This is a genomic window from Streptomyces sp. SGAir0957 (assembly GCF_043523415.1).
The window spans coordinates 716,095-739,711 of the sequence record NZ_CP027293.1; the positions used below are offsets into that span (position 1 = coordinate 716,095).

At 73.4% G+C, this 23,617-nt stretch carries 26 protein-coding genes; 11 read left to right on the top strand and 15 right to left on the bottom strand.

Features of this window, described 5'->3' with window-relative positions; genetic code table 11:
- Positions 1–226 precede the first annotated feature (226 nt).
- The gene (locus C1N81_RS08370) at positions 227–589 is read left to right on the top strand and encodes a hypothetical protein (protein WP_394428072.1); all 363 of its coding nucleotides are present in this window, start codon (positions 227–229) and stop codon (positions 587–589) included.
- Between the two features lie 166 nt (positions 590–755).
- Here C1N81_RS08370 and C1N81_RS08375 read toward each other — a convergent pair whose 3' ends face one another.
- From C1N81_RS08375 to C1N81_RS08385, 3 genes are read right to left on the bottom strand one after another with little or no spacing between them, the layout of a single operon-like run.
- Positions 756–1,244: an ANTAR domain-containing protein gene (locus tag C1N81_RS08375; RefSeq protein ID WP_394428073.1), complete on the bottom strand. Its 489-nt coding sequence runs from the start codon at positions 1,242–1,244 to the stop codon at positions 756–758.
- A 24-nt stretch (positions 1,245–1,268) separates the two neighbouring features.
- Positions 1,269–1,631, bottom strand: coding sequence for an STAS domain-containing protein (locus C1N81_RS08380; protein ID WP_394428074.1), 363 nt, complete (start codon positions 1,629–1,631; stop codon positions 1,269–1,271).
- A gap of 60 nt (positions 1,632–1,691) precedes the next feature.
- Positions 1,692–1,946 carry a DUF6480 family protein gene (locus C1N81_RS08385; RefSeq protein ID WP_394428075.1) on the bottom strand — a complete coding sequence of 85 codons (255 nt, stop codon included), beginning with the start codon at positions 1,944–1,946 and terminating at the stop codon, positions 1,692–1,694.
- 150 nt (positions 1,947–2,096) lie between these two features.
- On the opposite strand from C1N81_RS08385, the gene C1N81_RS08390 reads away from it, so the two are divergent.
- Positions 2,097–2,906: an SDR family oxidoreductase gene (locus tag C1N81_RS08390; RefSeq protein WP_394428076.1), complete on the top strand. Its 810-nt coding sequence runs from the start codon at positions 2,097–2,099 to the stop codon at positions 2,904–2,906.
- 144 nt (positions 2,907–3,050) lie between these two features.
- On the opposite strand, the gene C1N81_RS08395 is transcribed toward C1N81_RS08390, so the two are convergent.
- Positions 3,051–3,413 (bottom strand): DUF6479 family protein, encoded by a 363-nt coding sequence (locus C1N81_RS08395; RefSeq protein WP_394428077.1) that lies wholly within the window; start codon positions 3,411–3,413, stop codon positions 3,051–3,053.
- A gap of 61 nt (positions 3,414–3,474) precedes the next feature.
- On the bottom strand, positions 3,475–4,053 hold the full coding sequence (locus C1N81_RS08400) for a hypothetical protein (protein ID WP_394428078.1): 579 nt from the start codon (positions 4,051–4,053) through the stop codon (positions 3,475–3,477).
- 335 nt (positions 4,054–4,388) lie between these two features.
- On the opposite strand from C1N81_RS08400, the gene C1N81_RS08405 reads away from it, so the two are divergent.
- Entirely contained in the window at positions 4,389–5,129 is a 741-nt protein-coding gene (locus tag C1N81_RS08405) for a dienelactone hydrolase family protein (protein ID WP_394428079.1), read from the top strand.
- 30 nt (positions 5,130–5,159) lie between these two features.
- Here C1N81_RS08405 and C1N81_RS08410 read toward each other — a convergent pair whose 3' ends face one another.
- The gene (locus C1N81_RS08410; protein WP_394428080.1) at positions 5,160–6,254 is read right to left on the bottom strand and encodes a carboxylate-amine ligase; all 1,095 of its coding nucleotides are present in this window, start codon (positions 6,252–6,254) and stop codon (positions 5,160–5,162) included.
- Positions 6,255–6,363: 109 nt separating this feature from the next.
- Between C1N81_RS08410 and C1N81_RS08415 the strand changes: the two genes are divergently transcribed.
- The 3 genes from C1N81_RS08415 (at position 6,364) to C1N81_RS08425 (ending at position 10,041) form a co-directional block, all read left to right on the top strand.
- On the top strand, positions 6,364–7,830 hold the full coding sequence (locus tag C1N81_RS08415; RefSeq protein WP_394428081.1) for an aminotransferase class I/II-fold pyridoxal phosphate-dependent enzyme: 1,467 nt from the start codon (positions 6,364–6,366) through the stop codon (positions 7,828–7,830).
- Between the two features lie 151 nt (positions 7,831–7,981).
- Entirely contained in the window at positions 7,982–9,394 is a 1,413-nt protein-coding gene (locus C1N81_RS08420) for a hypothetical protein (RefSeq protein WP_394428082.1), read from the top strand.
- Between the two features lie 146 nt (positions 9,395–9,540).
- Complete coding sequence (locus tag C1N81_RS08425) at positions 9,541–10,041, top strand: pyridoxamine 5'-phosphate oxidase family protein (protein ID WP_394428084.1); 501 nt, start codon at positions 9,541–9,543, stop codon at positions 10,039–10,041.
- 28 nt (positions 10,042–10,069) lie between these two features.
- On the opposite strand, the gene C1N81_RS08430 is transcribed toward C1N81_RS08425, so the two are convergent.
- The gene (locus C1N81_RS08430; protein ID WP_394428085.1) at positions 10,070–10,741 is read right to left on the bottom strand and encodes a TetR/AcrR family transcriptional regulator; all 672 of its coding nucleotides are present in this window, start codon (positions 10,739–10,741) and stop codon (positions 10,070–10,072) included.
- A 130-nt stretch (positions 10,742–10,871) separates the two neighbouring features.
- On the opposite strand from C1N81_RS08430, the gene C1N81_RS08435 reads away from it, so the two are divergent.
- Positions 10,872–11,762 (top strand): class I SAM-dependent methyltransferase, encoded by an 891-nt coding sequence (locus tag C1N81_RS08435; protein WP_394428086.1) that lies wholly within the window; start codon positions 10,872–10,874, stop codon positions 11,760–11,762.
- Positions 11,763–11,834: 72 nt separating this feature from the next.
- Here C1N81_RS08435 and C1N81_RS08440 read toward each other — a convergent pair whose 3' ends face one another.
- The 5 genes from C1N81_RS08440 to C1N81_RS08460 form a co-directional block, all read right to left on the bottom strand.
- Complete coding sequence (locus C1N81_RS08440) at positions 11,835–12,017, bottom strand: hypothetical protein (RefSeq protein WP_394428088.1); 183 nt, start codon at positions 12,015–12,017, stop codon at positions 11,835–11,837.
- A 112-nt stretch (positions 12,018–12,129) separates the two neighbouring features.
- Positions 12,130–12,378: a DUF6233 domain-containing protein gene (locus C1N81_RS08445; protein ID WP_394437804.1), complete on the bottom strand. Its 249-nt coding sequence runs from the start codon at positions 12,376–12,378 to the stop codon at positions 12,130–12,132.
- Between the two features lie 154 nt (positions 12,379–12,532).
- Positions 12,533–13,513, bottom strand: coding sequence for a TAXI family TRAP transporter solute-binding subunit (locus C1N81_RS08450; RefSeq protein WP_394428089.1), 981 nt, complete (start codon positions 13,511–13,513; stop codon positions 12,533–12,535).
- On the bottom strand, positions 13,510–14,913 hold the full coding sequence (locus C1N81_RS08455; RefSeq protein WP_394428090.1) for a sensor histidine kinase: 1,404 nt from the start codon (positions 14,911–14,913) through the stop codon (positions 13,510–13,512). The genes C1N81_RS08450 and C1N81_RS08455 overlap by 4 nt, the downstream gene beginning before the upstream one ends.
- A gap of 13 nt (positions 14,914–14,926) precedes the next feature.
- The gene (locus tag C1N81_RS08460; protein ID WP_394428091.1) at positions 14,927–15,604 is read right to left on the bottom strand and encodes a response regulator transcription factor; all 678 of its coding nucleotides are present in this window, start codon (positions 15,602–15,604) and stop codon (positions 14,927–14,929) included.
- A gap of 211 nt (positions 15,605–15,815) precedes the next feature.
- Between C1N81_RS08460 and C1N81_RS08465 the strand changes: the two genes are divergently transcribed.
- From C1N81_RS08465 to C1N81_RS08475, 3 genes are read left to right on the top strand one after another with little or no spacing between them, the layout of a single operon-like run.
- Positions 15,816–16,847 (top strand): amidohydrolase family protein, encoded by a 1,032-nt coding sequence (locus tag C1N81_RS08465; protein WP_394428092.1) that lies wholly within the window; start codon positions 15,816–15,818, stop codon positions 16,845–16,847.
- A 45-nt stretch (positions 16,848–16,892) separates the two neighbouring features.
- Positions 16,893–17,813 (top strand): amidohydrolase family protein, encoded by a 921-nt coding sequence (locus C1N81_RS08470; protein WP_394428093.1) that lies wholly within the window; start codon positions 16,893–16,895, stop codon positions 17,811–17,813.
- 38 nt (positions 17,814–17,851) lie between these two features.
- A complete protein-coding gene (locus C1N81_RS08475; RefSeq protein ID WP_394428094.1) occupies positions 17,852–19,225 on the top strand; it encodes an MFS transporter in 1,374 nt (457 codons plus the stop codon).
- A 40-nt stretch (positions 19,226–19,265) separates the two neighbouring features.
- Here C1N81_RS08475 and C1N81_RS08480 read toward each other — a convergent pair whose 3' ends face one another.
- The 3 genes from C1N81_RS08480 to C1N81_RS08490 form a co-directional block, all read right to left on the bottom strand.
- On the bottom strand, positions 19,266–20,135 hold the full coding sequence (locus tag C1N81_RS08480; RefSeq protein WP_394437806.1) for an MBL fold metallo-hydrolase: 870 nt from the start codon (positions 20,133–20,135) through the stop codon (positions 19,266–19,268).
- A gap of 350 nt (positions 20,136–20,485) precedes the next feature.
- Positions 20,486–21,343, bottom strand: coding sequence for a dioxygenase family protein (locus C1N81_RS08485; RefSeq protein ID WP_394428095.1), 858 nt, complete (start codon positions 21,341–21,343; stop codon positions 20,486–20,488).
- A 35-nt stretch (positions 21,344–21,378) separates the two neighbouring features.
- On the bottom strand, positions 21,379–22,317 hold the full coding sequence (locus tag C1N81_RS08490; protein ID WP_394428096.1) for a helix-turn-helix domain-containing protein: 939 nt from the start codon (positions 22,315–22,317) through the stop codon (positions 21,379–21,381).
- Positions 22,318–22,423: 106 nt separating this feature from the next.
- Between C1N81_RS08490 and C1N81_RS08495 the strand changes: the two genes are divergently transcribed.
- A complete protein-coding gene (locus tag C1N81_RS08495; protein WP_394428097.1) occupies positions 22,424–23,503 on the top strand; it encodes a LysR family transcriptional regulator in 1,080 nt (359 codons plus the stop codon).
- Positions 23,504–23,617 lie beyond the last annotated feature (114 nt).

Here is a 23,617-nt window from a genome sequence, read left to right on the forward strand (position 1 = left end):
TCGGCCGATCCCGCAATGCGCCTGTTGTCCCAAGCACTCTGAACCCGGCTGCCCTGCGCCTCCGTCGGCAAACAACCACCGGAGGGGGAGGGCACAGCTCGCCCGCACCGCCGTGCGGTGCGCGGCGCTGTCCGCCGTATGTCGAGCATCGCCACACGTACGTGTCACCGCATCTCGGGACACGTGTGCTGTTGCGGCGCCCCGTGCGATGGGTTAGCCGTATGCCATGACCAGCAACGCTGACCTCATCCCCGCGCCGGCCGATCTGATCACCGAGGCGTGCGAGCTTCTCGAGTACGGGCGCAGCAAGGACTGCGCGGACTCCCGGTCCCTGCTCAGCGCGCTTGAGCAGGCGCGCCAGGACTACTCCGACCGACCGGCCCTGCCGCTCCCCGCCTCCTTGCTGCACCAGCTCCAGCAGACCCTGCTCACACTCTGCTTCCACGCGGGCGTGGACTTCCCGCCCGGGGAGAAGGTCGTCCGCTTCAGCCGCAGCGCCGATCACTTCCGTGTGCTGCTCCACACCACGGCGACATACGGCGCGGACACCGACTCGTACCCGGGCACGTACGTCACACCTCTGGCGTAACCCGGCAAGAGTGGGAGACTAGGTGTGGGGCCCGGCCCGTGGTCGCGGCCCCACCAGCTTGCTCGTCCCCGGTCGTCCGGAGCGCCCGCCCAGCTTGCCCGCCCCCGGTCGCCCAGACCGCCCGACCAGCTTGCGCGTCCCCGGTCGTCCGGACCGCCCGACCGGCTCAGCGCTCCGGGCCGGTGCCCGGCTCCTGATCCGGGCGGCCCGGTTCGGCGCTACCTGGCGCGCGCTTTGTCTCGTGGTCGGCGAGGACGTCCCGGGCGACGTGCTCCAAGGTCCGGTTGTCCCGGGCGCCGCGCTCGCGCAGCACCCCGAGCGCCTCCTCCGGGGAGCAGCCGAGACGCCCCATCAGGACCCAGGCCGCCTGCTCGACCATGACGGAGGGCCCGGTCCACGGCGCACTCGCCCCGGCCGTGTCGATGACGGGTCCCATGGGGCCACCGAGCATGGTCCGCGCGGCCTCGCGCATCTCCAGGGTCCGGGCCCGCATGAGGACCGCGTGCGCGCGCCGGTCCCGCGCCCATCGGCGCAGGGTCACGGCGCGGCTCCCGGCCTGGCGCCAGTACAGCCGGCTCTGCTCGGAGACACCCCACGACGACGGGGCACCCGGGGCACCCCGGGACGATGCCGGTCCGCCCGCTCCGCTCACCATCGCTCCTCCCGGGCCCCGCCGCGCTCAGGCGAGGGCGGCCTCGACGTCCGGGTAGAGGTCGATGACCCCGTCGATGCCCACGATCTGCAGGATGCGCAGCACATTGGTGCCGACCCCGGCCAGCCGCAGCCGGCCCCCGGCGTCGACGGCCCTGCGGTGTGCGCGCAGCAGGATGTTGAGGCCCGCGGAGTCCATGAAGGTCACGGCGGTCAGGTCCACGACGAGGTGCGGGACGCGGCCCGCGAGGGCCTCCACGGCGGCTTCGCGCAGCGGCGGGCCCGTCTCGTGGTCGATCTCCCCGCTCACCGAGATGACGCGGGCGTCGCCCCGGGTCGTGGTGGTGACCCTGAGGCGTCCTGCTGCTGTCCTGTCACTGATCTCCGGCACGATTTCCCCTGGGACGACTGCGGCATCGCAAGGAGACAAAGCTACCTGCTCGGGACGGCGTCACAGCAGCAGGACCAGCGCGTAGACGAGGAAGAACGCCGCGACCAGCACCACCACGGCGATGATCGCCGTCAAGGGGCCCTTCGCCCACCCCTTCGTCGGGTTGTGCGTCTCCTGGGGCCCCGCCCCCGGCATGCTGCTCTCGGCGGGCGGGGTCTCCCCCGGCGGCACGCTCCCGCCGGGTTCGATCCCCGTGGAGGTCCGGGGGTCCGGATCCGGGCTGGGGTTCGGGGTCGGTGGCTGGGAAGGGCTCATGCGTCCCGAGTTCCCACGACACGCCAGGGCTCACCTCCGGTCCCGCCACGATCCGCGGGTACGCGGCACGGTGGGCGCGGGTGTCCGCGGGCACCCGCGAGTGCACGCCGCCCGGTCCGGGCGCGGCGACGTCGTACGTGAGGAGCCCCCATGACCGCCCCCACCGCTTCCACCGGTCGAGTGGCCGTCGTCACCGGCGCGGACTCCGGCATCGGCCGGGCCACCGCCGTCCGGCTCGCCGCAACCGGGATGGACATCGGCATCACCTGGCACGGCGACCGGGAAGGCGCCGAGCGGACGGCGGAGGAGGTACGCGGTCATGGACGCCGCGCGGCCGTCGCCCGGATGGACCTGACCCGGCTGCCGGACGCCGCGACGGTGGTCGACGACCTCGCGGAGGAACTCGGCAGGCTCGACGTCCTCGTCAACAACGCCGGTACGGGCACGGCGACGCCCTACCTCGACCTGAGGCACGAGGACGTGACGCGCGTGCTCGACGTGGACCTCGTCGGCCCGTTCCTGTGCGGCCAGCACGCCGCGCGCCGCATGATCCGGCAGGGCGGCGGCGGACGCATCGTGAACGTGACCTCGGTGCACGAGCACCAGCCCCGGGTCGGCGCGGCCCCGTACTGCGCCGCCAAGGCCGGGCTCGGGCTGCTGACACAGGTGATGGCGCTGGAACTGGCGGAGCACGGCATCACCGTCAACGCCGTCGCGCCCGGCGAGATCGCCACGCCCATGACCGGCCAGGAGGACGTCGACGTGCACGGCGTGAGCCGCCCCGGCATCCCGCTGGGCCGGCCCGGTGACGCGCGGGAGATCGCCGCCGTCGTCGCGTTCCTCGCGGGCCCCGAGGCCTCGTACGTGACCGGCTCGTCCTATGTGGCCGACGGCGGGATGCTCCGGATGGGCCCGCAGGCCGGTTCCCACCTGCACAGTGACGCGTGGCGGCGCCCCTGAGAAGAGGGCCGCAATTTCTGGGAACGCGTCGGCCCCGAGCCCGAATTTTTCGGGTCGGGGCCGGTGAAGGGGCGTCGTCCGGATGAATTGCGTGGGTCCCCGGGGCTGCCTTTCCGTACGGAAAGGCTCTTCGTCCGCTCCTCGTCAGCTGCCGAATCCACCGCTGCCGAAGCTGCTGTTGTTGCCTTTGCGGTGGTCCTCGGGATCCTGCGACGCGCTCTTGTGCGTGCTCGACGTGCCGTAACCGCCCTTGAGTTCGTGCGGAAGGAGCCGGTGGCCGTCCTGCGGCACCTCATCGGGGTCGCGATACTCCTGCACCTCGCCGACGGGGCCGCCCTCGGGCAGGGTCGGCTGCTCCTCCGGGCTCGGCCGGCGCGACTCACGATTCTGAATACGGCGCCCCAGGATAAACGCGCCGATCAGGACGAGGACGACTACGACGCCCGCAATCCACATCAGCAAAGCCGCCGTCGAAGAGATGGCCAGTACCCACTCGTTTTTCTCCATGGCTGTGTTGTACCCGCCCTGCCGGAAAATTAGCTTCCGCTTACGACGTCCGGCGGCTTACTCAGCCGCTCGGTTCGTCGAAAAGCTCGGCACACACCTGCGGGAGCGGGCGTCCGGTGGCGAAGGCGCGTGCCCGCAGAAGGGCGAGTGCGTCCGGGACGGCGATGTTGCGGCGCGCGGCGAGCCGTCCCGCCGTCTGTCTCGCCCTGCCCCAGTGGGCGTCGATGACGTCGGACGGCTCCCACGGCAGGGGGTCCGCGCCCCCGAAGTGCCGTAAGGCGCGGCGCAGCAGGATGTCGGTGACGCTCCGGGCCGCCGCGAGGGCCTGCGTCATGAGCTGGTCGCCGGGGCGCAACGGGGTGTGCCGCAGCACGTCCACGGAGCCGATCGGCTTCCTGGCACCGGACGGGATCAGCGGCAGCGCCAGGACGAGGGCCACCCGGGGCAGTTCCTCGCGCATCCGGGAGCCGAAGATGGGCCACTCGGTCAGATACTCGCCCGGGTCCGCGCACACGACGGGTGTCCCGGTCTCGGAGGTCGTCATGCACGGCCCCTCCGCCGACTCGTACTGCAGCTCCTCAAGGCGCAGCGCCTCGTCCCCGCTGGCGCACAACAGCTGGCGCGCCTCGGTGTGGGTCATTCAGTGACATCGCGGCCCCGTCCATCCCGAGGCTCTCGCACATCGCCCGGCACAGCCGATGAGGCAGTCCCGCCTCGTCGCCCGCCGCCGCCCGTTCGATCGACCGCACCACACGCGCTGCTCCCATGGGCCCCGGGTGCCCCGGCCTGCGGCGGACAAAAAACCTTTGCCGCGCGGGGGCGGCTCCTGCTACGTTCCGGGCGGCCGTGCGAGAGAACGAGGAGGTGGTACCCGTGAACGCTGTATCGACATGGGTGCTCCCCTCCGGGGTCACGGTCGGGCGATAGGTCACGCCCGGGAGCGCCGCTTCACGCGCTGTCCCGAAAGGCACGACCATGGACTTCACCTCTGAGCGGCACCTCGACGACGGTGTCCTCGAACGCACCTTCACCCTCGGGGAGATCCCCGGCTTCCTGTGGACGCCCGCGTCGGCGTCCCCGCGGACGCCGGTGCCGCTGATCCTGCTCGGTCACCCGGCGCTCGGCCTGCCCGCGATGCACCCCCGCCTCGCGGCCCGCGCCCGGCGCTCCGCGGCCGACGGTTTCGCCTCCGCCGCGATCGAGCTTCCGGGCTGCGGGGAGCGGCCGCGGTGGCCCGCGGCCGAGGAGGCCCGCGCCGCACTGCGCCGGGCGCTGACGGCGGGCGAACCGGTCACCGACGAGATCATCGACGCCCTCGTCCTCCCGCTCGCCGACCGGGCGGTCCCGGAGTGGCAGAGCGCCCTCGACGCGCTCCTGTCGCTGCCGGAACTCGGCGGCCCGGTCGGATACTCGGGCGGCGTCATCTCCCTCGGCGTACGGCTCGCGGCGGTCGAACCGCGCATCGCGGCCGCCGCCCTGTTCGCGGGGAGCTTCGTGCCCCGGGCCACGTTCGACGAGGCGCGGCGGGTCACCATCCCGCTGCACGTCCTGCTGCAGTGGGACGACGAGGGCAACGACCGGCAGGCGGCCCTCGACCTCTTCGACGCCTTCGGCTCCACCGAGAAGGGGCTGCACGCCAACATGGGCGGGCACACCGGCGTCCCCCCGTACGAGGGGGACGCGGCGGCCCGGTTCTTCGCCCGGCATCTGCGCTAGGGCCGCCGCGGTCGGCGCCCCGGCCCCGGCTCAGGTCGCCGCGGTCTCGGCGGTGATCAGTTCCGTCAGCCCGCGCAGGCCGCCCTCGGTCAGGGCGCGGCGCTGACGGTCGGCCGGGGTCCCTTCCTGGAGGAGCCGGTGCACCAGTGAGGTCACCTCGCGGGTGTCGCCGGCTTCGTCCAGGGCCGGGGCGAGGTGGTCGAGCAGCATGCACAGGACGTCGCCCGCCTTGCGCGAGCGGCCGGCCGGGTCCATCAGGCGGCCGCTCAGACCGTGCCGCGCGGCGTGCCAGTTCATGGCCTGGAGGAGTTCGTGCGGGCACTCCGGGACCGGGGCGCCCGCCTCGTGCTCGCGGAGGGCGGTGGCGACGAGGGCGCGGACGAGTCCGGCGAACATGACCGCCGCGTCGGCGCGCAGCTGCACGTCGGTGCAGCGGACCTCGATGGTCGGGTAGCGCTCGGAGAGGCGTGCCTGCCAGTAGAGCTGGCCGGTGTCCCTGATGGCGCCGGTCTCCAGGAGCGCCAGGACGCGGCTGTCGTGGTCGTCGAGGGAGGTGAAGCGGGGCGGGGGTCCGCTGACGGGCCAGCGGCCGAACATCACGGTGCGCCAGCTCGCGAAGCCGGTGTCCTTGCCGTCCCAGAAGGGTGAGTTCGCGGACATGGCGACGAGGACCGGCAGCCACACCCTGACGCGGTTCAGGACGGCGACGCCGGTCTCTTTGTCGGGCACGGCCGCGTGCACGTGCGCGCCGTTGACGAGCTGCTCGGCGACGAGCTGCGGGGCCTGGTTGCGCAGGGCCAGGTAGCGGGCATGGCGCGTCACCGGTTCGGGTGTGCCCGTGCGGAAGGGCGCGACGCCGGTGGCGGCGAGGCGGCAGCCGTGCTTCTCGGCCGCCGTGCCGAGCGCGTGGCGCAGCCGCAGCAGATGACCGCCGACCTCGTCAAGCTCGGTGCAGACGGGCGTGGCGACCTCGACCTGAGCCTGCAGCAGCTCCGCCTGCACCTCGCCGTCCTGGGTCATGGGCCCGAGTCCGGCCAGCGCCCGCACCTCGTCCGCGGCCGGGACCGGGAGGCAGGTCTCCGGATCGAGCAGCAGGTACTCTTCCTCGACCCCAACCGTGATCATGGGCTACGGGTACCCGTGGACCAAAGTGATTAATCGGACATGTTCGGCCGGTGCGCCGTCCGGGATCCGTGGGGTTTTTGCCCAGATCAGGCGGGGAATCCGGGATGCCATGGACCACTCACAGGCACCCGTGCTCGAAGCGCTGACCGCGTACCACGCCGAGGGCCAGACCCCCTTCACGCCGCCCGGCCACAAGCAGGGGCGCGGTGCCGACCCCCGTGTCCGCGCGGCTCTCGGGGACGACGTGTTCCGCTCGGACATCCTCGCCTTCAGCGGCCTGGACGACCGCAGGTCCTCCAAAGGGGTGCTCGGCAAGGCCCAGGAGCTGATGGCCGACGCCGTCGGCGCCGACCACACCTTCTTCTCCACCTGCGGCAGCTCCCTCTCGGTCAAGGCAGCCATGCTGGCCGTCGCGGGCCCGTACGAGAAACTCCTGGTCGGGCGGGACGCGCACAAGTCCGTGGTCTCCGGTCTCGTCCTCGCGGGCATCGTGCCGATCTGGGTCGACCCCACGTGGGACGCGGACCTCCACCTCGCCCACCCGCCGTCGGCCGACGCCTTCCGCGCCGCACTCGCCGAGCACCCCGACGCGCGCGGTGCCCTGGTCACCACGCCGACGCCGTACGGAACCTGCTCCGACCTCGCCGCCATCGCGGAGGCCTGCCACGAGCGCGGGGTGCCGCTCATCGTCGACGAGGCGTGGGGCGCCCACCTGCCCTTCCACCCGGACCTGCCGACCTGGGCCATGGACGCGGGCGCCGACGTGTGCGTCACCTCCGTGCACAAGATGGGCTCGGGGCTCGAACAGGGCTCGGTCTTCCACCTCCAGGGCGACCTGATCGAACCCGAGGTGCTCAAGAGCCGCGAGGACCTCCTCGGCACCACCAGCCCCTCCGTACTCCTGTACGCGGCGCTCGACGGCTGGCGCCGCCAGATGGTGGAGCACGGCCGCGCGCTCTACGACGACACGCTCGCCCTCGCCGGCACGGTGCGGGCCCGCGTCGGCGACATCCAGGGCATGCACGTCCACGGCCGCGACGACTTCTGCGGGCCCGGCCGCGCGTACGACCTCGACCCGCTCCAGATCACCGTCGACATCACCGGTCTGGGCACCACGGGCTACCGGATCGCCGACCGGCTGCGCGAGCGCCACCGCGTCAACATGCACCTCTCCGACCACCGGCGCACCAGCGCCCAGCTCACCCACGCGGACGACACCGAGAGCACGGAGAAGCTGATCGCCGCGCTGCTCGACGTCGCCACCCACGCGGACGAACTGCGCCCCGCCGAGCGGATGCACGTGCCCGATCCCGCCTCGCTCCGCCTGGAGCAGGTCATGCTCCCCCGCGACGCCTACTTCGGACAGGTCGAGCAGGTGCCGTGGGAGAAGGCCGCGGGGCGCGTCACCGCGGAGATGCTCACGCCCTACCCGCCCGGCATCCCGGCCGCGCTCCCCGGCGAGCGCCTCGACCAGGACGTCCTGCGGTACCTGCGCGAGGGCGTGGACGCCGGCATGGTCGTGCCGGACGCGGCCGACACCGAGGTCAGGACGGTGCGCGTGGCGGTCGAGGACTGATTTCCACGCGGCGTCTCGCCGACGTGTCCCCCAAGGGATGCAGTACGTACCACCAACCGGCCGTTCCGGTGGCGGGGTGAATGAAGGGTGCATACAACGGGATAACGCTCATGCGCGGGGCGAGGAAGCCCGCTGGAATGGAGAAGCGAAGATGGCCACTGAGTCATATTCCGCCGAGCCCGGTACATCCGGGACCGGCGACCCCCTGGTCTCGACGCCCGTCCACTGGGGCACCGCACAAGTCGCCGCCCCACCTCCGCCCGCCGCTCCGCCGGCGCCGATGCCGCAGGGAACGCACGTCCGCCCGGTCAGCGCCCCGCCGGCGTGGGCGGCGGACGCCGGTGCGCCTCCGGTCGCCGCACCGCCGTATCCCCCGGCGCCCGGCACGGGTGTCCCTCAGGAGAGCGCGGCGCCTGCGGCGGATCAGGTGACGGCCGATCAGGTGGCGGCGGATCAGGTGGCGGCGGATCAGATGACGGCCGGGCAGATGCCCGCCGAGTACGTGTCTGCGGAGCATGTGTCGGCGGAGCATGTCTCGGCAGAGCAGGTGTCGGCGCAGCACATGTCGGCCGATCAGACGGCGGCCGATCAGATGCCCGTCGGGCCGGCGCCGGACACCTCGGACGCCGACAACGAAGCCGTGGAGCGGCTTCTGCGCATCGCCGTCGTGTCGCGGCCCCTCGACGACATCGCCGACCTGGTGTCCCGCCTGGAGCAGACGCCCGAGGGCGCACAGACCGCCGCGTCCGTCATGCGCCTCGCCGCCGTCGCCCGGCCCGTGGACGACGTCACCCGCCTCGTCGAGCTGCTCGGCCCGCCCGAGTACCCCGCCGACCACATGGACGAGGCGATCCGGCACGCCACCCAGGAGCGGCCGATCCCGGAGGTCACCCGCCTCGTCCGGCTGCTCTCGACGACCACCCACGACCCGCGCACCGGAGCCGAAGCGGTGCACACCGCCGCCACCAGCAGGTCCGTCGAGGACCTCCTCCAGCTCATCAACAGCCTGAGCGACAACGGCCGCAGCGGCGCGCCCGTGGTGGAGGCGACGCCCGTCGCCCCCGCCGAGCCGGCCGCCCCGCCCGCCGAGCCCGCGCACACCGCGGCCGAGACGGCGTCGGACGCCCCCGAAGCGCGCAAGAGGGAGCACGGCCCGGCCACTCCCCTGGTCTGGACGCGGCGCGCCGCCGGGGTGCTGATGCTGCTCTGCGCGGCGGCGCACTTCCCGATGGACTGGTCGCGTGGGTCCGCGTTCAGCGTCTCCGCGGCGATCGGCATCTCCGCCATCTGCGCCGCGGCGGGCATCGCGCTCTGCGTGAGCCGCTCGCTGTCCGTGCCCGTCGCGGCCACCCTGGTGGCCGGTGCGCTGGTCGTCGGCCACCTCGTCGACAACCGGCTGGGCTTCGACTCGCTGACGGCGGCGCTGCGCCCCGACGGTGCTCCGTCGCCGCTTCCCGCGCTGTCGGCGGTCGTCGCGGCGCTCGCCGCGCTGCTCGTCGTGGCGATGACGGTCGCGGCCCTGCGCGGCCCGGCCGCCGACCGTGCCCCGGTCGAGCGCGTCTGAGCACTACGCACCGCTGAGGCTGCCCCGGCCGCGGACGACGGATCCCCCGGACCCCGTCGCCGCACCGGGGCAGCGGCGTGTCGGTCACCGGCGTAGGTCCCGCGCCTCAGGCGCCCGTCCCTGCCGCGTGGCTAGGGTCGCTTCTCATGAACACCACGAACACCACGAACGCCACGAACGCCGTCACGAGTACCGCGGGAAGCGTCGGCCGCCGGACGGCGGACCGCGTCCGCGACACCCTGCGGCGGCTCGCCATTGAGCGGGACATGTGGGTGTCGACGGCACACCCCGACCACGGGCCGCATCACGTGCCGCTGTGGTTCCACTGGGACGGCCGAGCAGTGTGGATGTGCACCACCGCCACCTCCGCGACGGCGCGCAACATCCGCGCGGAGCCGCGCGTACACCTGGCGCTGCCGGACACCCTCGACGTCGTCCTCCTCCAGGGCGAGGCCGAGGGGTACCCGGACGACGCGGTGCCGGGCGACGCGGCGGAGGCGTTCGCGGACAAGTTCGGCTGGGATCCGCGCACGGAGGAGAGCGCATACCTGTACATACGTGTGACCCCGAGGACGGTCCGGGCTTGGCGCGGCGAGCCGGAACTCCGCGGCAGGGTCGTCATGCGCGACGGTTCGTGGGCTGCATGAGGCTCGGGGCGAGCGCCTCCCCGCGCGGTCAGGAAGGACGGCGTCGCAGAGCGTCGGCGAGGGCTGTCGTGACCAGTTTGCCGACCGCGGCCTCGGTCGGCGGGCCGGGGTCGCGGTCCGCGAAGAGGAGATGGCCACCGCCGACGAGGGACAGGGTGAGGGAGTCGATGTCGGCGTCGGCGGCGATGCGGCCGAGCGCGCGCTCCTTGGTCAGGTAGTCGCGGACCGCGGCGGTGAGCTGGGAGAGGATCGCCAAGCCACCACCACCGCCCGCGCCACCATCACGACCCCCACCACCCCCACCACCCGCGCCACCCGCGCCGCTCCCCCCAGGCAGCACCGCCCGCCGCAGGCGCAGTCGCAGCTCGTCCCGGAACGTGATGAGCGGGATGATCGCGACGACGACGGGGCTGAACAGGCCGGTCAGCGCGCCGGTGAGATTGCCGGTCACGGTGCCGGTGCCCACGGCCTCGCGCAGCGCCCGCGCCTCGGTCTCCAGCCGTGCGGCCCGGTCGAGGACGAGTTCGGCGAGGAAGGTGTCGAAGTCGGCGAAGTGCCGGTGCAGGACGCCCTTGGAGCAGGCGGCCTCCTCGGTGACGGCCCTGCTGGTCAGCCCCATCGGGCCCGCGCGCAGCAGGACGCGTTCGGCGGCGTCGAAGAGCTGCTGCCGCGCGTCGCGAAGGTGCACTCCGGTCGGCACTCGGGGTTCCTTTCGTCCGGGCTGTCGTCCGGCGCCATCGTCCTGTCCCGCGTCCGGGCCACCGTCCGGCCGCTCAATGAATGGGCGCCCGCCCATTAACAGGTGGGCACCCGCCCATTAAAGTGACCGCATGCCCACTTTACCCCGGCAGCAGCCGGAGCACCCCGAACCCGAACCCCGATCCGCACCCGCACCCACACCCGCACCCGCACCCGCACCCGCCCAGCCCCACGAAGCCCGGCTGACGGCCGAGTCCTTCGGCACCGACGCGGAGCGCTACGACGAGGCCCGCCCCGGCTACCCCGCGCAGCTCGTGGCCCGTGTCGTCGCCGCGAGCCCGGGGCCGTACGTACTCGACATCGGCTGCGGTACGGGCATCGCGGCCCGGCAGTTTCTGGCCGCCGGCTGCACCGTGCTCGGCGTCGAGCCCGACGCGCGGATGGCCGAGCGTGCGCGCGCCCACGAGGTGCGGGTCGAGGTGGCGACATTCGAAGCGTGGGAGCCCCACGGACGCGCTTTCGACGCCGTCATCGCCGCCCAGTCGTGGCACTGGGTGGATCCGGCCGTCGGTGCGGTGAAAGCCGCTCAAGTACTGCGGCCCGGCGGCTTGTTGGCCGTTTTCGGGCACGTCTTCGAGCCGCCCGCCGAGGTGGCCGAGCCGTTCGCGGCCGCCCTGCGCCGGGTGGCGCCCGACTCCCCGTTCAGCGCGCAGCCCGCACGGCGTTCGCTGGCGATGTACCAGGCCGGATACGAGAAGACCGCGGACCAGATCCGCGCGTCGGGACGGTTCGGCGCACCGGAGCAGTGGCGGTTCGACTGGGAGCGGACCTACACCCGCGACCAGTGGCTCGCTCTGCTCCCGACCACCGGCACCCTCACCAGGCTCGGCGCCGGGCAACTGGCCGAGATCCTCGACGCGGTCGGCTCCGCCATCGACGCGCTGGGAGGCCACTTCACGATGCCCTACACCACGCTGGCCACCACCGCCGTACGCGTCGGCGGGGCAGGGTCACAAGGCTGACGTAGGGACACGAAGCTGACGCAGGGACACAAGGCCGACGTCGTCACGGCTCGTCGGCGACGGCCCGCGCGGTCAGTCCAGGTGAGTGCCGAGCCGGCCGTCCGGGCACTCCCAGCGCTGATGCACATGGCCCGTGGTCGGGTCGAAGGACCTCTCGTCCAGCAGTTCCACCATCGGCTTGCCGCAGGTGGGACAGAGCGGGGGGACGTCGGCGAAGTCGGGGTTCACAGGGTTCACGGGCTTCAAGGGGTTCACGGGGTCCACGGTTCCTCCCGGATGAGTACGCGGTTGCGCGGCGATGCGCTCGGCCCCCACGACTCCAGGGTGGGCCGCGCCCCAGGTCCACGCACCCCGGGGCCCGCGGCCCCTACTCCAGTACGCCGAGCGCGGTGTCGGGCCGGCAGTGCGGGCACGCGTCGATGCCGCTGGTGAGGGAGTGCCGCGCCTGGTCCCGGGTGGCGGCGCGGGAGCGCTTGCCCGCCATGTGGCAGCCGCCGACATGGACGTAGACCGCGTGGCGGCCCTGGAGTCCGCGTTCGATGAGCCATTGCGGTGCCGGTGGCCGGGCCGCCGCTCCGCGCGCGCGTTCCGTCTCGCGCCGCTCCTCGTCCGCGATCCACCTGTTGGTGCGCGCGAGGTCCTACTCCTGGACGCGTTGGAGGAAACGCAGCAGGTCGAGGCGGGTCAGCGGCGCACGATCGGTCACACGTTCGATTCTAGTGACGTGCGTGACCTCGGCCCGAAGGGGCCCGGGAGACGGTGCGGGCCGCTCAGCCGTGCAGCGCCCGGTACGCGGCGGCCGCCCCCGGATGCAGCGCGATGCCGCCCGTGCCGATCAGGCTGCGGACGTCGAGGAACTGGGTGCCGACGGCGTTGCCGGGGACGAGGGAACCGGCGCGGCGCACCAGGAGGCGGGCGAGCGCGTCGGCCACGTCGCGGTCCAGGTCGGGGCGGCAGACGAGGAGGTTGGAGACGCCGATGGTGGCGACGCCGCCCGCCGTGCGGTAGGCGCCCTGGGGGAACGCGACCTGTTCCAGGCCCGCTCCGGCGCGGCTCTCCGCGCCCCCGAGGCGGGGCAGCAGTGCGGCCAGTGGCAGGAAGCGCAGGCCGGGCCCCTCGTCGAGGTTCTTCAGGGCGGGCAGGGGGACGCCTCCCGCGACGAGCAGGCCGTCGACGGTGCCGGCCGCCATGGCGCGGGCCGCCTCGTTCAGCGGCAGGTGGCGCACGTCGACGTCGGAGGGCGCCGACAGGCCCGCGGCGCGCAGCAGCCGTTCGCCGAACACGGCGGCGCCGGAGCCCGGGGGCCCGAGGGAGACGACGCGTCCGCGCAGGTCGGCCACGCTCCGCACGCCCGCGTCGGCGCGTACGGGGAACTGGAGGTACGTCTCGTAGACCCGGCCGATCGCCCGCAGCGGCACGGGGTGCGGGAAGACGCCGGTGCCCGCCGCGTCCTGGGCGGTGGCGGTGAGGACGAGGGCGAGGTCGGCGCGGTGGTCGCGCAGCAGCCCGATGTTGTCGACGCTGCCCGCGGTGGTGCGGACACGGCACTCCAGGCCGGGGTGTTCGGCGGTGAGCTGCTCGGCGAGCAGGTGGCCGAAGGCCTCGTAGAACGCGGTGGGTTCGCCGGTCGCCAGGCGCAGGACGGCGCTGGGGCCGTGCGTCCGGGCGGACCGGTCCCCGGCGAGCGCGCCCCCGAGGGCCACGGCGGCGGTGGTGCCGAGCGCGGCGCGCAGGGCGGTGCGGCGGTTCACCGGGCACCGTCCGCCGTGTCGGCGCTGGGCAGGATCGCCCGTGCGGACAGGCCGTGGGGTGCGGCGGGGCGCAGTTCCAGGCGGCCGCCGCGTCCGGTGAGGAGCTGCTCGGCGATGGCGAGGCCCAGGCCGGTGCCGGTGGTGCCGGTCTGCCGGCCGGAGCGCCAGAACCGTTGCGTCGCCTGGTCGCGCTCCTCGGCGTCCAGGCCGGGCCCGTCGTCGGTGACGGTGAGGGTGACCCACGCGCCCTCGGTGGCGCAGCCGAGGGTGATCCGCGCGCCCCGGCCGCCGTACTTGATGGCGTTGTCCAGGAGGACGTCGGTGATCTGGACGAGTTCGTGCTCCGTGCAGACGGCGGGGGCGGGGCCGCCCGCCCGCAGGATGAGCCGGGCTCCCGCGCGACGGGCGAGCGGTTCCCAGCGCCGGTGCTGCTGGGTCGCGACCGCCGCCGCGTCGCAGGAGACGGCGGGTCCGTCGCCGACGGTCAGTTCACCGGCGCGGTGTTCGGCGGTGGCGAGGGCCAGCATGTCGTCGAGGAGGGTCTCCAGGCGGTCGAGTTCGGTGGTGACACCGGTGTACGTGCGCTGCGCGGTGGCGGGCAGGTGGGTGTGGAGGGCGTCGACCCGGAGTCTGAGCGCTGCCATGGGGTTGCGCATCTGGTGGGAGGTGTCGGCGACGAGGCGGCGCTGCTGTTCCAGGGCGGCGGTGACGGTGCTCGCCATCCGGTTGAACCCGGTGGCGAGCTGGCGCAGCTCGGGCGGGCCCGACGCCCGGGTGTGCGCGGGCGGCAGTCCTGCGGCGAGCCGGCCCACGGCGCGGTCGAGGCGGCGCAGCGGTCGGACCACCCAGCCGGTGACCGCGCGCGCCAGGGCGGTGCAGCCGACGGCGACCAGCGCGGCGGCGCCGAGGACGGCGGCCCAGCGCCAGGCGATGTCGTGCGCGGCGGTGCGCACGGAGGCGCGCAGGACGACTGCTCCGGAGACCCGGGTGCCGGTGCCCGCGGGCTCGGCGAACATCCGGTACCCCCGTGACCAGGGGGTCAGCGAGGTCGTCGGGTGTGCGGTCTGGTTGCGCAGGGCCGCGTCGATGAGGCGGGAGACGGCGGGGTCCGCGGCGCGCATGCCGCCGGTCTCGACGACGGGTTCGTGGCCGGTGTCGGTGACGACCAGCGCCTCTCCGTACAGCTGGGTGTAGCGCCGCGCCTCGGCGGCGAGCCCGGAGACGTCGCCGGTGGTCGCGGCCTGGTCCATGAGCGCCCCGAAGCGGTCGAGGTCGGAGCTGCGGGCGAGGACCAGTTCCTGCGTGCGGTCGGACGCGGTGAAGACCAGCAGCGGCACGGCGAACGCGGCGACGGTGAGCACCACGAACGCCAGGAGCGCGGCCTGGACCCTTCTGCGCACGAGCCGGTCTCCCTCAGTCCGCCGCGTCGCCGAACCGGTAGCCGAAGCCCCGGATCGTCGTCAGCAGGTGGGGCCGGTCGAGCTTGGTGCGGAGCTGGGTGAGGTGCACGTCGAGGGAGCGGGACACGCCGTGGTGGGCGTCGCCCCACACCTCGTCGAGGACCTGTTCGCGGCTGACGGCCGTACCGGCGCGGGCGGCCAGGACCGCGAGGATGTCGAACTCCTTGGTGGTCAGCTCGACGGGGGTGCCGTCGACGGCGACCCGGCGCGCGTCGAGGTCGATCTCCACGTCGCCGGCCCGGACCTTGCGGGCGCCGGCGGCTCCGGGGGCGCCGCGCGCGGCGGAGCGGCGGGTGACGGCGTCGATGCGGGCCAGGAGTTCCGCGAGGCGGACCGGTTTGACCAGGTAGTCGTCGGCGCCGAGGCGCAGCCCGCGCACCACGGAGCGTTCGTCGCCGCGGGCGGTGAGCACCACCACCGCCATGTCGCTGACCGCGCGCAGGGAGCGCAGCACGTCGAGGCCGTCGATGTCGGGCAGGCCCAGGTCCAGGAGCAGCAGATCGGATCCGCGGTGGTAGGTCAGCACCTCCCGGCCGTGCCGGACGCGCCGGGTGACGTGCCCGTGGTCGTAGAGGACCTCGAGGAGCGCGGCGGCCACGCCGTCGTCGTCCTCGGCCAGCAGAATCTGCACCTTCACCACCTCCCATCTGCGATGTCTGTAGGGACACCGCCCGATGAATGTAGACCACACCGGTGGGCGGAGCCGTCCGGGCGCTCGGTGGAGGGGCCGAATGTTAAGGGACGGTTAGTTCGGTGTGCGGGCCGTCGGCGGGCGGCCCGGGCGGGGACGAGGCTGCAGCCGTCGACGACGACGAGCCGTACCCGTAAAAGGACACCTCACCATGATCATCGACTGTCACGGTCACTTCACGACCGCACCGCAGGCCCTCGCGGACTGGCGCGAGCGGCAGATCGCCTCGCTCACCGATCCCGCCGGCTCACCCGCCCCCGCCCGGACGGATCTGCGGATCAGCGACGACGAGCTGCGCGCGTCCGTCGAACCGAACCAGCTGCGCCTCATGGACGAGCGCGGCATCGACCTGACCGTCTTCTCGCCGCGCGCCTCGTTCATGGCGCACCACATCGGCGACTTCGCGACCTCGGCGGCCTGGGCGTCGCTCTGCAACGACCTGTGCCACCGGGTCGCCGCACTGTATCCGGACCGCTTCGCCCCGGCCGCGATGCTGCCGCAGTCCCCCGGCGTCGACCCGGCCACCTGCGTCCCCGAACTGACGCGCTGTGTCGAGGAGTTGGGCGCGGTCGCGGTGAATCTCAACCCGGATCCGTCGGGCGGCCACTGGAGCGCGCCGCCGCTCACCGACCGCTCGTGGTACCCCGTCTACGAGAAGATGGTGGAGTACGACGTCCCGGCCATGATCCACGTCAGTACGAGTGTGAACCCGGCGTTCCACACCACCGGCGCGCACTACCTCAACGCCGACACCACCGCGTTCATGCAGCTCGTCCAGGGCGACCTGTTCCGCGACTTCCCCACGCTGCGCCTGGTCATCCCGCACGGCGGCGGAGCCGTTCCGTACCACTGGGGCCGGTTCCGGGGCCTGGCGATGGCGCTGGGCAAGCCGCCCCTGGAGGAACACGTCCTCGGCAACGTCTTCTTCGACACGTGTGTGTATCACCAGCCGGGCTCCGACCTCCTCTACGACGTCGTTCCGGCGCGGAACATCCTCTTCGCGTCCGAGATGATCGGCGCCGTCCGGGACATCGACCCGTGCACCGGCCACCACTTCGACGACACGCGCCGGTACGCCGAGGCGGCACGGCTGCCCGCCGACGATCTGGCGGCGGTCCAGGAGCACAACGCCCGCGCCGTCTACCCGCGCCTCGACGCCCTCCTGAAGCGTCAGGGCCGCTGAACCACGCCCGTGAGACCCGTGAGAGATCAGCCCGGAGACCGCACCATGCACACCCCTTCCCCCAAGACGCCCGGCTGGCTGGACTGGTACCGGAACCCGTCCCGGCCCACGTTCCGGCTCCCCGCCGGTGCCGTCGACGCCCACTGTCACGTCTTCGGCCCGCAGGCCGCGTTCCCCTTCGCGCCCGAGCGCAAGTACACGCCGTGCGACGGCGGCAAGGATCAACTCTTCGCGCTGCGGGACCAGTTGGGCCTCGCCCGCAATGTGATCGTGCAGGCCACCTGTCACGGCGCGGACAACTCCGCCATGGTCGACGCGGTCCGTGCCGCGAACGGCCGAGCCCGTGGCATCGCCACCGTCCGCCCGGACATCACCGAATCCGAGTTGTTCGCCCTTGACGCGGCCGGTGTGCGCGGGGTGCGCTTCAACTTCGTACGGCGCCTCGTGGACGCGCCGCCCACCGCCGCGCTCACCACCATCGCCCGGAAGATCGCCCCGCTCGGCTGGCACATCGTCCTCTACTTCGAGAGCGCGGACCTGCCCGGCCTCGAGGACTTCTTCGGCTCGCTGCCCACCCCTCTGGTCATCGACCACATGGGCCGCCCGGACGTCACCAAGGGCGCCGACAGCCCCGAGTTCAGCCGGTTCCTGCGCTTCGTCGACCGGCACGACGTGTGGGTGAAGGTGACGTGTCCCGAACGCCTCAGCGTCACCGGACCGGCCGCGCTCGACGGCGAACGGCACCCGTACACCGACGTCGTCCCCTTCGGCCGCCGCGTCGTCGAGGAGTTCGGCGACCGGGTGCTGTGGGGGACGGACTGGCCCCACCCCAACCTCACCGACCACATGCCCGACGACGGGCTCCTCGTCGACTACCTGCCGCAGGTGGCGGTGGACGAGGAGCAGCAGCGCAGGCTCCTCGTCGACAACCCGATGCGCCTGTACTGGCCGGGCGAGGACGCCTGAGCCGTTTCCCGCCCCCGACAACCTGACGAAGGCGTCACATGTCACCCTCCAACGCACTGAACCGGATCGACAGGCTGCCCGTCTCCCGGTTCCACAAGCTCACCCTGCTCGCGGTCTCCTTCGCCTACTTCTTCGAGTTCGCGGACATCAACAGCTTCGCCACCACGGCACCCAAACTCATCGACGTGTGGGGGGTGACGGTCGACCAGGTCGCCTATGTCACGTCCCTGTCGTTCTTCGGCATGTTCATCGGCTCCGTCGTCGGCGGTGCCGTCGCCGAACGCTGGGGCCGCAAACGGGCCCTGCTGCAGACCACGTTCTTCTTCGCGTTCTTCTCGTTCGCCTCGGTCTTCTCCTGGAACCTGGTGTCCCTCGGCGTGTTCCGCGTCCTGACGTCGGCGGGCCTGTCGGCGATGACCGTCGTCGCCGTCGTCTACGTCAACGAGATGTATCCGGCGGCCGTACGCGGCAAGTACCAGGCCTACGCCATCGTCATCGGCATCTGCGGCACCCCGGTCACCAACCTCATCGCCAGCGCCGTCGTCCCGCTCAGCGACTGGTCGTGGCGCCTGGTCTACCTGTGGGGCTCGCTCGGCGTCCTGCTGATCCTGTTCACCCGGCGGCTCAAGGAATCACCCCGCTGGCTGGAGAGCCGGGGCGACCACGCCGCCGCCGACAAGGTGCTGCGGGAGATAGAGGCGCAGGTCGCGGCGGAGAAGGGGCCGCTGCCCGAACCGGCCCCGCCGGTCGAGGCGGCCGTCTTCCGGAAGGCCCCGCTGCGGCTGCTCCTGCAGAAGAAGTACCTCTACCCGACGCTGCTCCTGACGGTCCTGTGGGTCACCCAGACCATCGGCTTCTTCGGCTATTCGAGCTGGGCGCCGACGCTGCTCGCCAAGGAGGGCATGAGCGTCGAGAAGTCCGTCTTCTACGCGGCTCTCACGACCGTCGGCGCACCGCTCGGCTCGTACCTGGCCTCCCTCGTCACGGACCGCTTCGAGCGCAAGTGGTCGCTCGCCGTGTTCGGCACGGTCATCGCGGGGTGCGGGCTCCTGTACGGGCTCACGTTCAGCCCGGTCCTCATCGTCGTGTTCGGCTTCCTGGTGAACTTCTTCGAGCGCGGCTACACGGCCCTGGCGTACGCGTACTCGCCCGAACTCTTCGACACCCACGGCCGCTCCCTCGGCACGAGCGTCTCCTACGGCCTCGGGCGGCTCTCGAACGCCGCGGGGCCGCTGATCGTGGCGGCGCTCTACAGCACCCACGGGTACCGGAGCGTCTTCTACTTCATCGCCGGTACGTGGCTCGTCGGCGCCCTCGTCCTGGCGCTGTTCGGCCCGCGCACACGCCGGGCCCGCCTCGCGGCCGCCGAGGCACGGCGGGAGGAACGGGCCCAGACGGTCGGCGCCGGCTAGGACGGCGCCCCACCACCTGGCGGTCCCCGGGGTCCGCGCGTCAGGCCCGCCGAGCCGCGGGAGGCGGCTCGGCCCGCGGGGCCTCGCCGGGGCGGAGCGCGACCCGGCCGCCGCGCTCGCAGACCACCACCCGCTCCCCCAGGCCGCGCGCCCGCGTCGCGCCGATGAAGTCCACGAGCGGGGACTTCATCACCGTGTACTCCTCGTAGTGGACCGGCATCACCCAGCGGGGGTCCAGCCGCTCCGCGAACGCCGCGCCCTGGGCCCCGTCCATGGTGACGACGAAGCCGCCCGGCAGACGTGTGCCGCCGAGGTGCAGGACGGCGAGGTCCAGGTCGGGGCAGCGGCGGGCGATGGCGGCGACGACCGGGGCGAACGGCAGGGTGTCCCCCGAGATGTAGAGCCGCAGGGTCACCGGGCCGCCGACGGGGCCGAACTCCAGCAGGCTCCCCATGACAGGGGGCAGCAGCCGCTGCACGACGAGCCCGGCGTGGCGGCCCGGCAGAGCGGTGACCGCGACCTGGTGCGTGCGGCCCGCGACCGTGCGGCTCTGCCAGGTCTCCAGCGCCTCCGCCCGGGGGAAGCGGTGCAGGTGGCGCAGGCGGCGGGCCGCGTGCGGGGTGGTGAGGACCGGCAACGACCGGTCCAGGCCGCGCCGGGTGACCCGGTCCCAGTGGTCGCCGTGCAGGTGGGAGAGGACGACCGCGTCGAGGTCCGCGGGCAGGTCGTCGATGCCGAGCGCGGGTTCCCGCAGCCGTTTGGTGCTCAGGCCGTGCCCCAGATAGGCGCGCTGGCCGCGGTGGAGGAAGTTCGGGTCGGTCAGCAGGGTCACGTCGCCGTGGCGGATCAGCATCGTGGCATTGCCGATGAACTCCACGGTGACCGGCGGGGTCGTCTGCGTCGGGGGCATCATCCGTGCCTTTTCGTGTCGTGGCGGGGGCAGGGCGCACTCTCGGCCGCCGGGTTGCCCGGGACACCGACTCGAAACAACACCTATTAGGCGAAACAGGGACGAAAGTGACCGCTCGGGTGGTGCCGGAGCGATGACTCGGTCTCTCGCCGGCCGGTGGCCGACCTGCCCCACGCAGTCCCTGTCATCGCTCCGGTCCGCGCCATCGCTCCGGTCCGCCGGATCCAGCGCTGTCGCGGTGCCCGGCCCTCCCCTCCGCGGCCGGGCGGTGGGACAGCCCCGCGGAGGGGGCCCGCGGGCGTGCCGCGCGGCCGGGCGAGGCCCGTCAGGAGGCTCGCCCGGCCACCGGCTCACCCGGCTCGCCAGAGTGCGGGCACATGGGGCGGCTCCCATCCCGGCTGGGCCGTGTGTGCCTGGAGACACACATAGCCGCGCCCCGCATATGTGACCCGGTCACCCGCCCGGTAGGTGACGCCCACGGCCCAGGTGCCGCCGGGCGGGGTGGGTGTGCCGGGGCCCGGGTCCTGGGGGACGTCGAGGACGAAGTCGAAGGCCGCCTCCCGGCCGCCGCCCCCGTCCCGCACGGTCATGAGCAGCCGCGGGTCGAAGATGGTGTCGGTGTTGTTGCGCGGCTCGTTCGGGAAGTACAGCTGCGTGGTCAGGACCCGGCGGCCGGGCGCCTGCACTTTGACGTGCAGGTGCCGGGTGCGCCCCGGATACAGGCCCGGCACGATCGTGGTGAGGGTGAACGCGCCGCGGGCGTCGGTGAACTGGTGGCCGCGCAGGCGGAAGCCGGTGTTGTCGTAGGCGCCGTTGGTGTCGGCCTGCCACCAGTCGAGGAGGACGTCCGGGACGGGGAGGCAGGCGCGGCCGAAGACGTAGCCGGTCACGGTGAGCGGGGTGCCGGGCAGACCTGACTCCCGCAGGTTGGAGCGCAGCGGCGAGTTCGGTTTGAAGTAGGGCCCCTCGATCTGCTCCGGGGTGGGGTCGTCGCCGTCGTCGCACTCCGGGGTCAGCTCCGGCGTCCCGCCGCTCGTCGCCGCCGTACGGGCGAGGGCCGGGCCCGCGGCCAGGGCGGCGGGGACGGCGACCGTGGCCGCGAGCGCCGCGCGCAGCACCGTCTTGCGGCGCACGAGCCGGGGGGAGTCCGCTCCGCCGTCGGTGCCGGGATCGCCCGGGTCCGCGCCGCGTATGCCTGCTTCGTCCATGTCTCCTCCTCGTGGGGGGGTGGTGGGCACCGAAGCTAGGCGGGCGCGGGAGGTGCTTCGAGGGACTGGTGCGCACGGCTGTGGTGTTTTCGGAAGGCGCCGGGGCTCCTTCCGGTCTCGCGCCGGAAGAACCGGCCGAAGTAGGCGGGGTCGTCGAACCCGGTGCGGGCGGCGACCTGCCGTACGGACAACTCGGTGTGAGCGAGCAGTTGTTGTGCCTGGTAGACACGTGTCTCGATGAGGAGCCGGCCGGGTGGGCGGCCGGTGGCCGCACGGACCGCCTGGGTGAGGTAGCCGGGTGTGACCCCGAGCAGGTCGGCACACTCCCGCACACTCAGGGCCGCCGCCCCGGGGCGGGCGATGAGCCGCGCGAAGTCCTCGGCGACGGCGGCCGTACGGCCTTCGGCGCGCGGCACCCGGCCGGGCCGCTCGGGGGCCGGGATCCGGGCGGCGCGGACGACGAGGACGTGGAGCAGGGACCGCAGGACGCTCTCGTGTCCGGCGGCGCGTTGCCGGTGCTCGGCGGCCAGTTCGGCGATGAGCACACGGATCGAGCGGTCGTGTTCGGCGTCGAGCCCGAACCAGCAGCGGGCCCCGAGCTTCCGCAGCAGTTCGCGGTCGCCGGGGTGGTCCACCAGGAAGTCGTCGGTGAAGAGGACGAGCGACCCCTCGGGGCCCCGGCCGCCCTCCCAGTGGTGCACCTGACCGGGCAGGATCACCGCGAGCTGCGGGGGCCGCACGGGCCATCGGGCCAGGTCGACGACGTGGGCGCCGGAACCCGCGCGGACGTGCGCGATCTCGTAGAAGGTGTGCCGGTGCGGCCGGTCCCACCGGGACATCGGGCCCACCTCGTCGAAGGAGCCCGCGGCGAACGGCGGGGCGCCGGGCCGGGCCACCTCCAGGCGGTGCAGCGGCACGTCCCCGGCGCCGTGCGGCAGGCTCGGGGCTCCCGGTAGGACGGTGGTGCTGCGCATCGGTCGCGCTCCTCTCGCGGACACCGGCCGGGTCGGGCACATGCGTTCCCGTTCTGGTCTGTACCAACCCCTTGCCCGTTCCGCCGGGCCGCCGCAAGCTCCCCTCATGGAGCTGGAGTTGCGGCATCTGAAGACCATCCGGGCCATCGCGGACGCCGGCAGCCTGACCCGGGCGGCGGTGGTGCTCGGGGTCGCGCAGCCCGCCCTCAGCGCCCAGCTGAAGCGCATCGAACGCGCCCTGGGCGGGCCGCTGTTCGAGCGCGGCCGGCACGGCGTACGGACCACCGCACTCGGCGAACTGGTCCTGGAACGTACCCGGATCGTGCTGCCCGCCGTGAGCGAACTCCAGCGCGAGGCCGCCCACTTCGCCCGGACCCGGCCGGACGGGGCCCGGCAGCGGACGCGGCTGCGGCTCGGCGGGACGCACGGGCCGCTCCTCGGCGCCCTCGTCGACCGCCTCGCCGACGCGGCGCCCGCCACCACCGTCTCCACCCGCGCCTCCTGGTCGGAGCGCGCTCTCGCCACCCAGCTCACCGAGGGCAGCCTCGACTTCGTGCTCACGGGGGCGTGCGGCCTCGCCCCTCCCCCGGAGCCGCCCGAGTCGCCGCGAGTCCGCTGGGAGGAGGTCGCCGTCGACCCGGTCTTCGTGATGCTCGCCGACGGCCACCGCCTCGCCCGGGGCCGGGAGGTCGAACTGACCGCGCTGGCCGACGAGGAGTGGTCGTGCGTGCCCGGCGACGGCTGCTTCGCGGACTGCTTCACGGCGGCCTGCGCCCGGTCCGGGTTCACACCCCGGCGCATGTACGAGACGGACACCGCGTCCTGCGTCCACCTCGTGCAGGTCGGCCGGGCGGTCGGCCTGTGCCGGGCCACCTTCCCGCCGACGCCGGGGCTCACCATCCGTCCGCTCGCCGGGACGCCCCTGTCGTGGCGGCATCTCCTCGGCTGGCTCCCCACCGGGCAGCCGGCGGACACCGCGGCGACCGTACTGGCCCAGGCGCGCGAGGCACATGCGAACGCGGCGGCGCGCAGCGACAGTTACGCGCGGTGGCTCGCCCAGCGCCACCCGGAACCGGACGCCGTGGCGCACCCGGCACCGGACCTGCGCCCGCACCCCGCCGACGGTTCGGCGCCGCGCGGTCCCCGCACTCGCGGTTCCATAACGCGCGGGCAGGGGGCCGGCTGACGTCTTACGGGTCGCGACCGCTCCTCCTACGGTGTCGGCACTCCCCACAGCTCCACCGAGCAGCCACCGAATACACCGGACAGCCGCCGAATCCACCGGACAGCCGCCGATCGA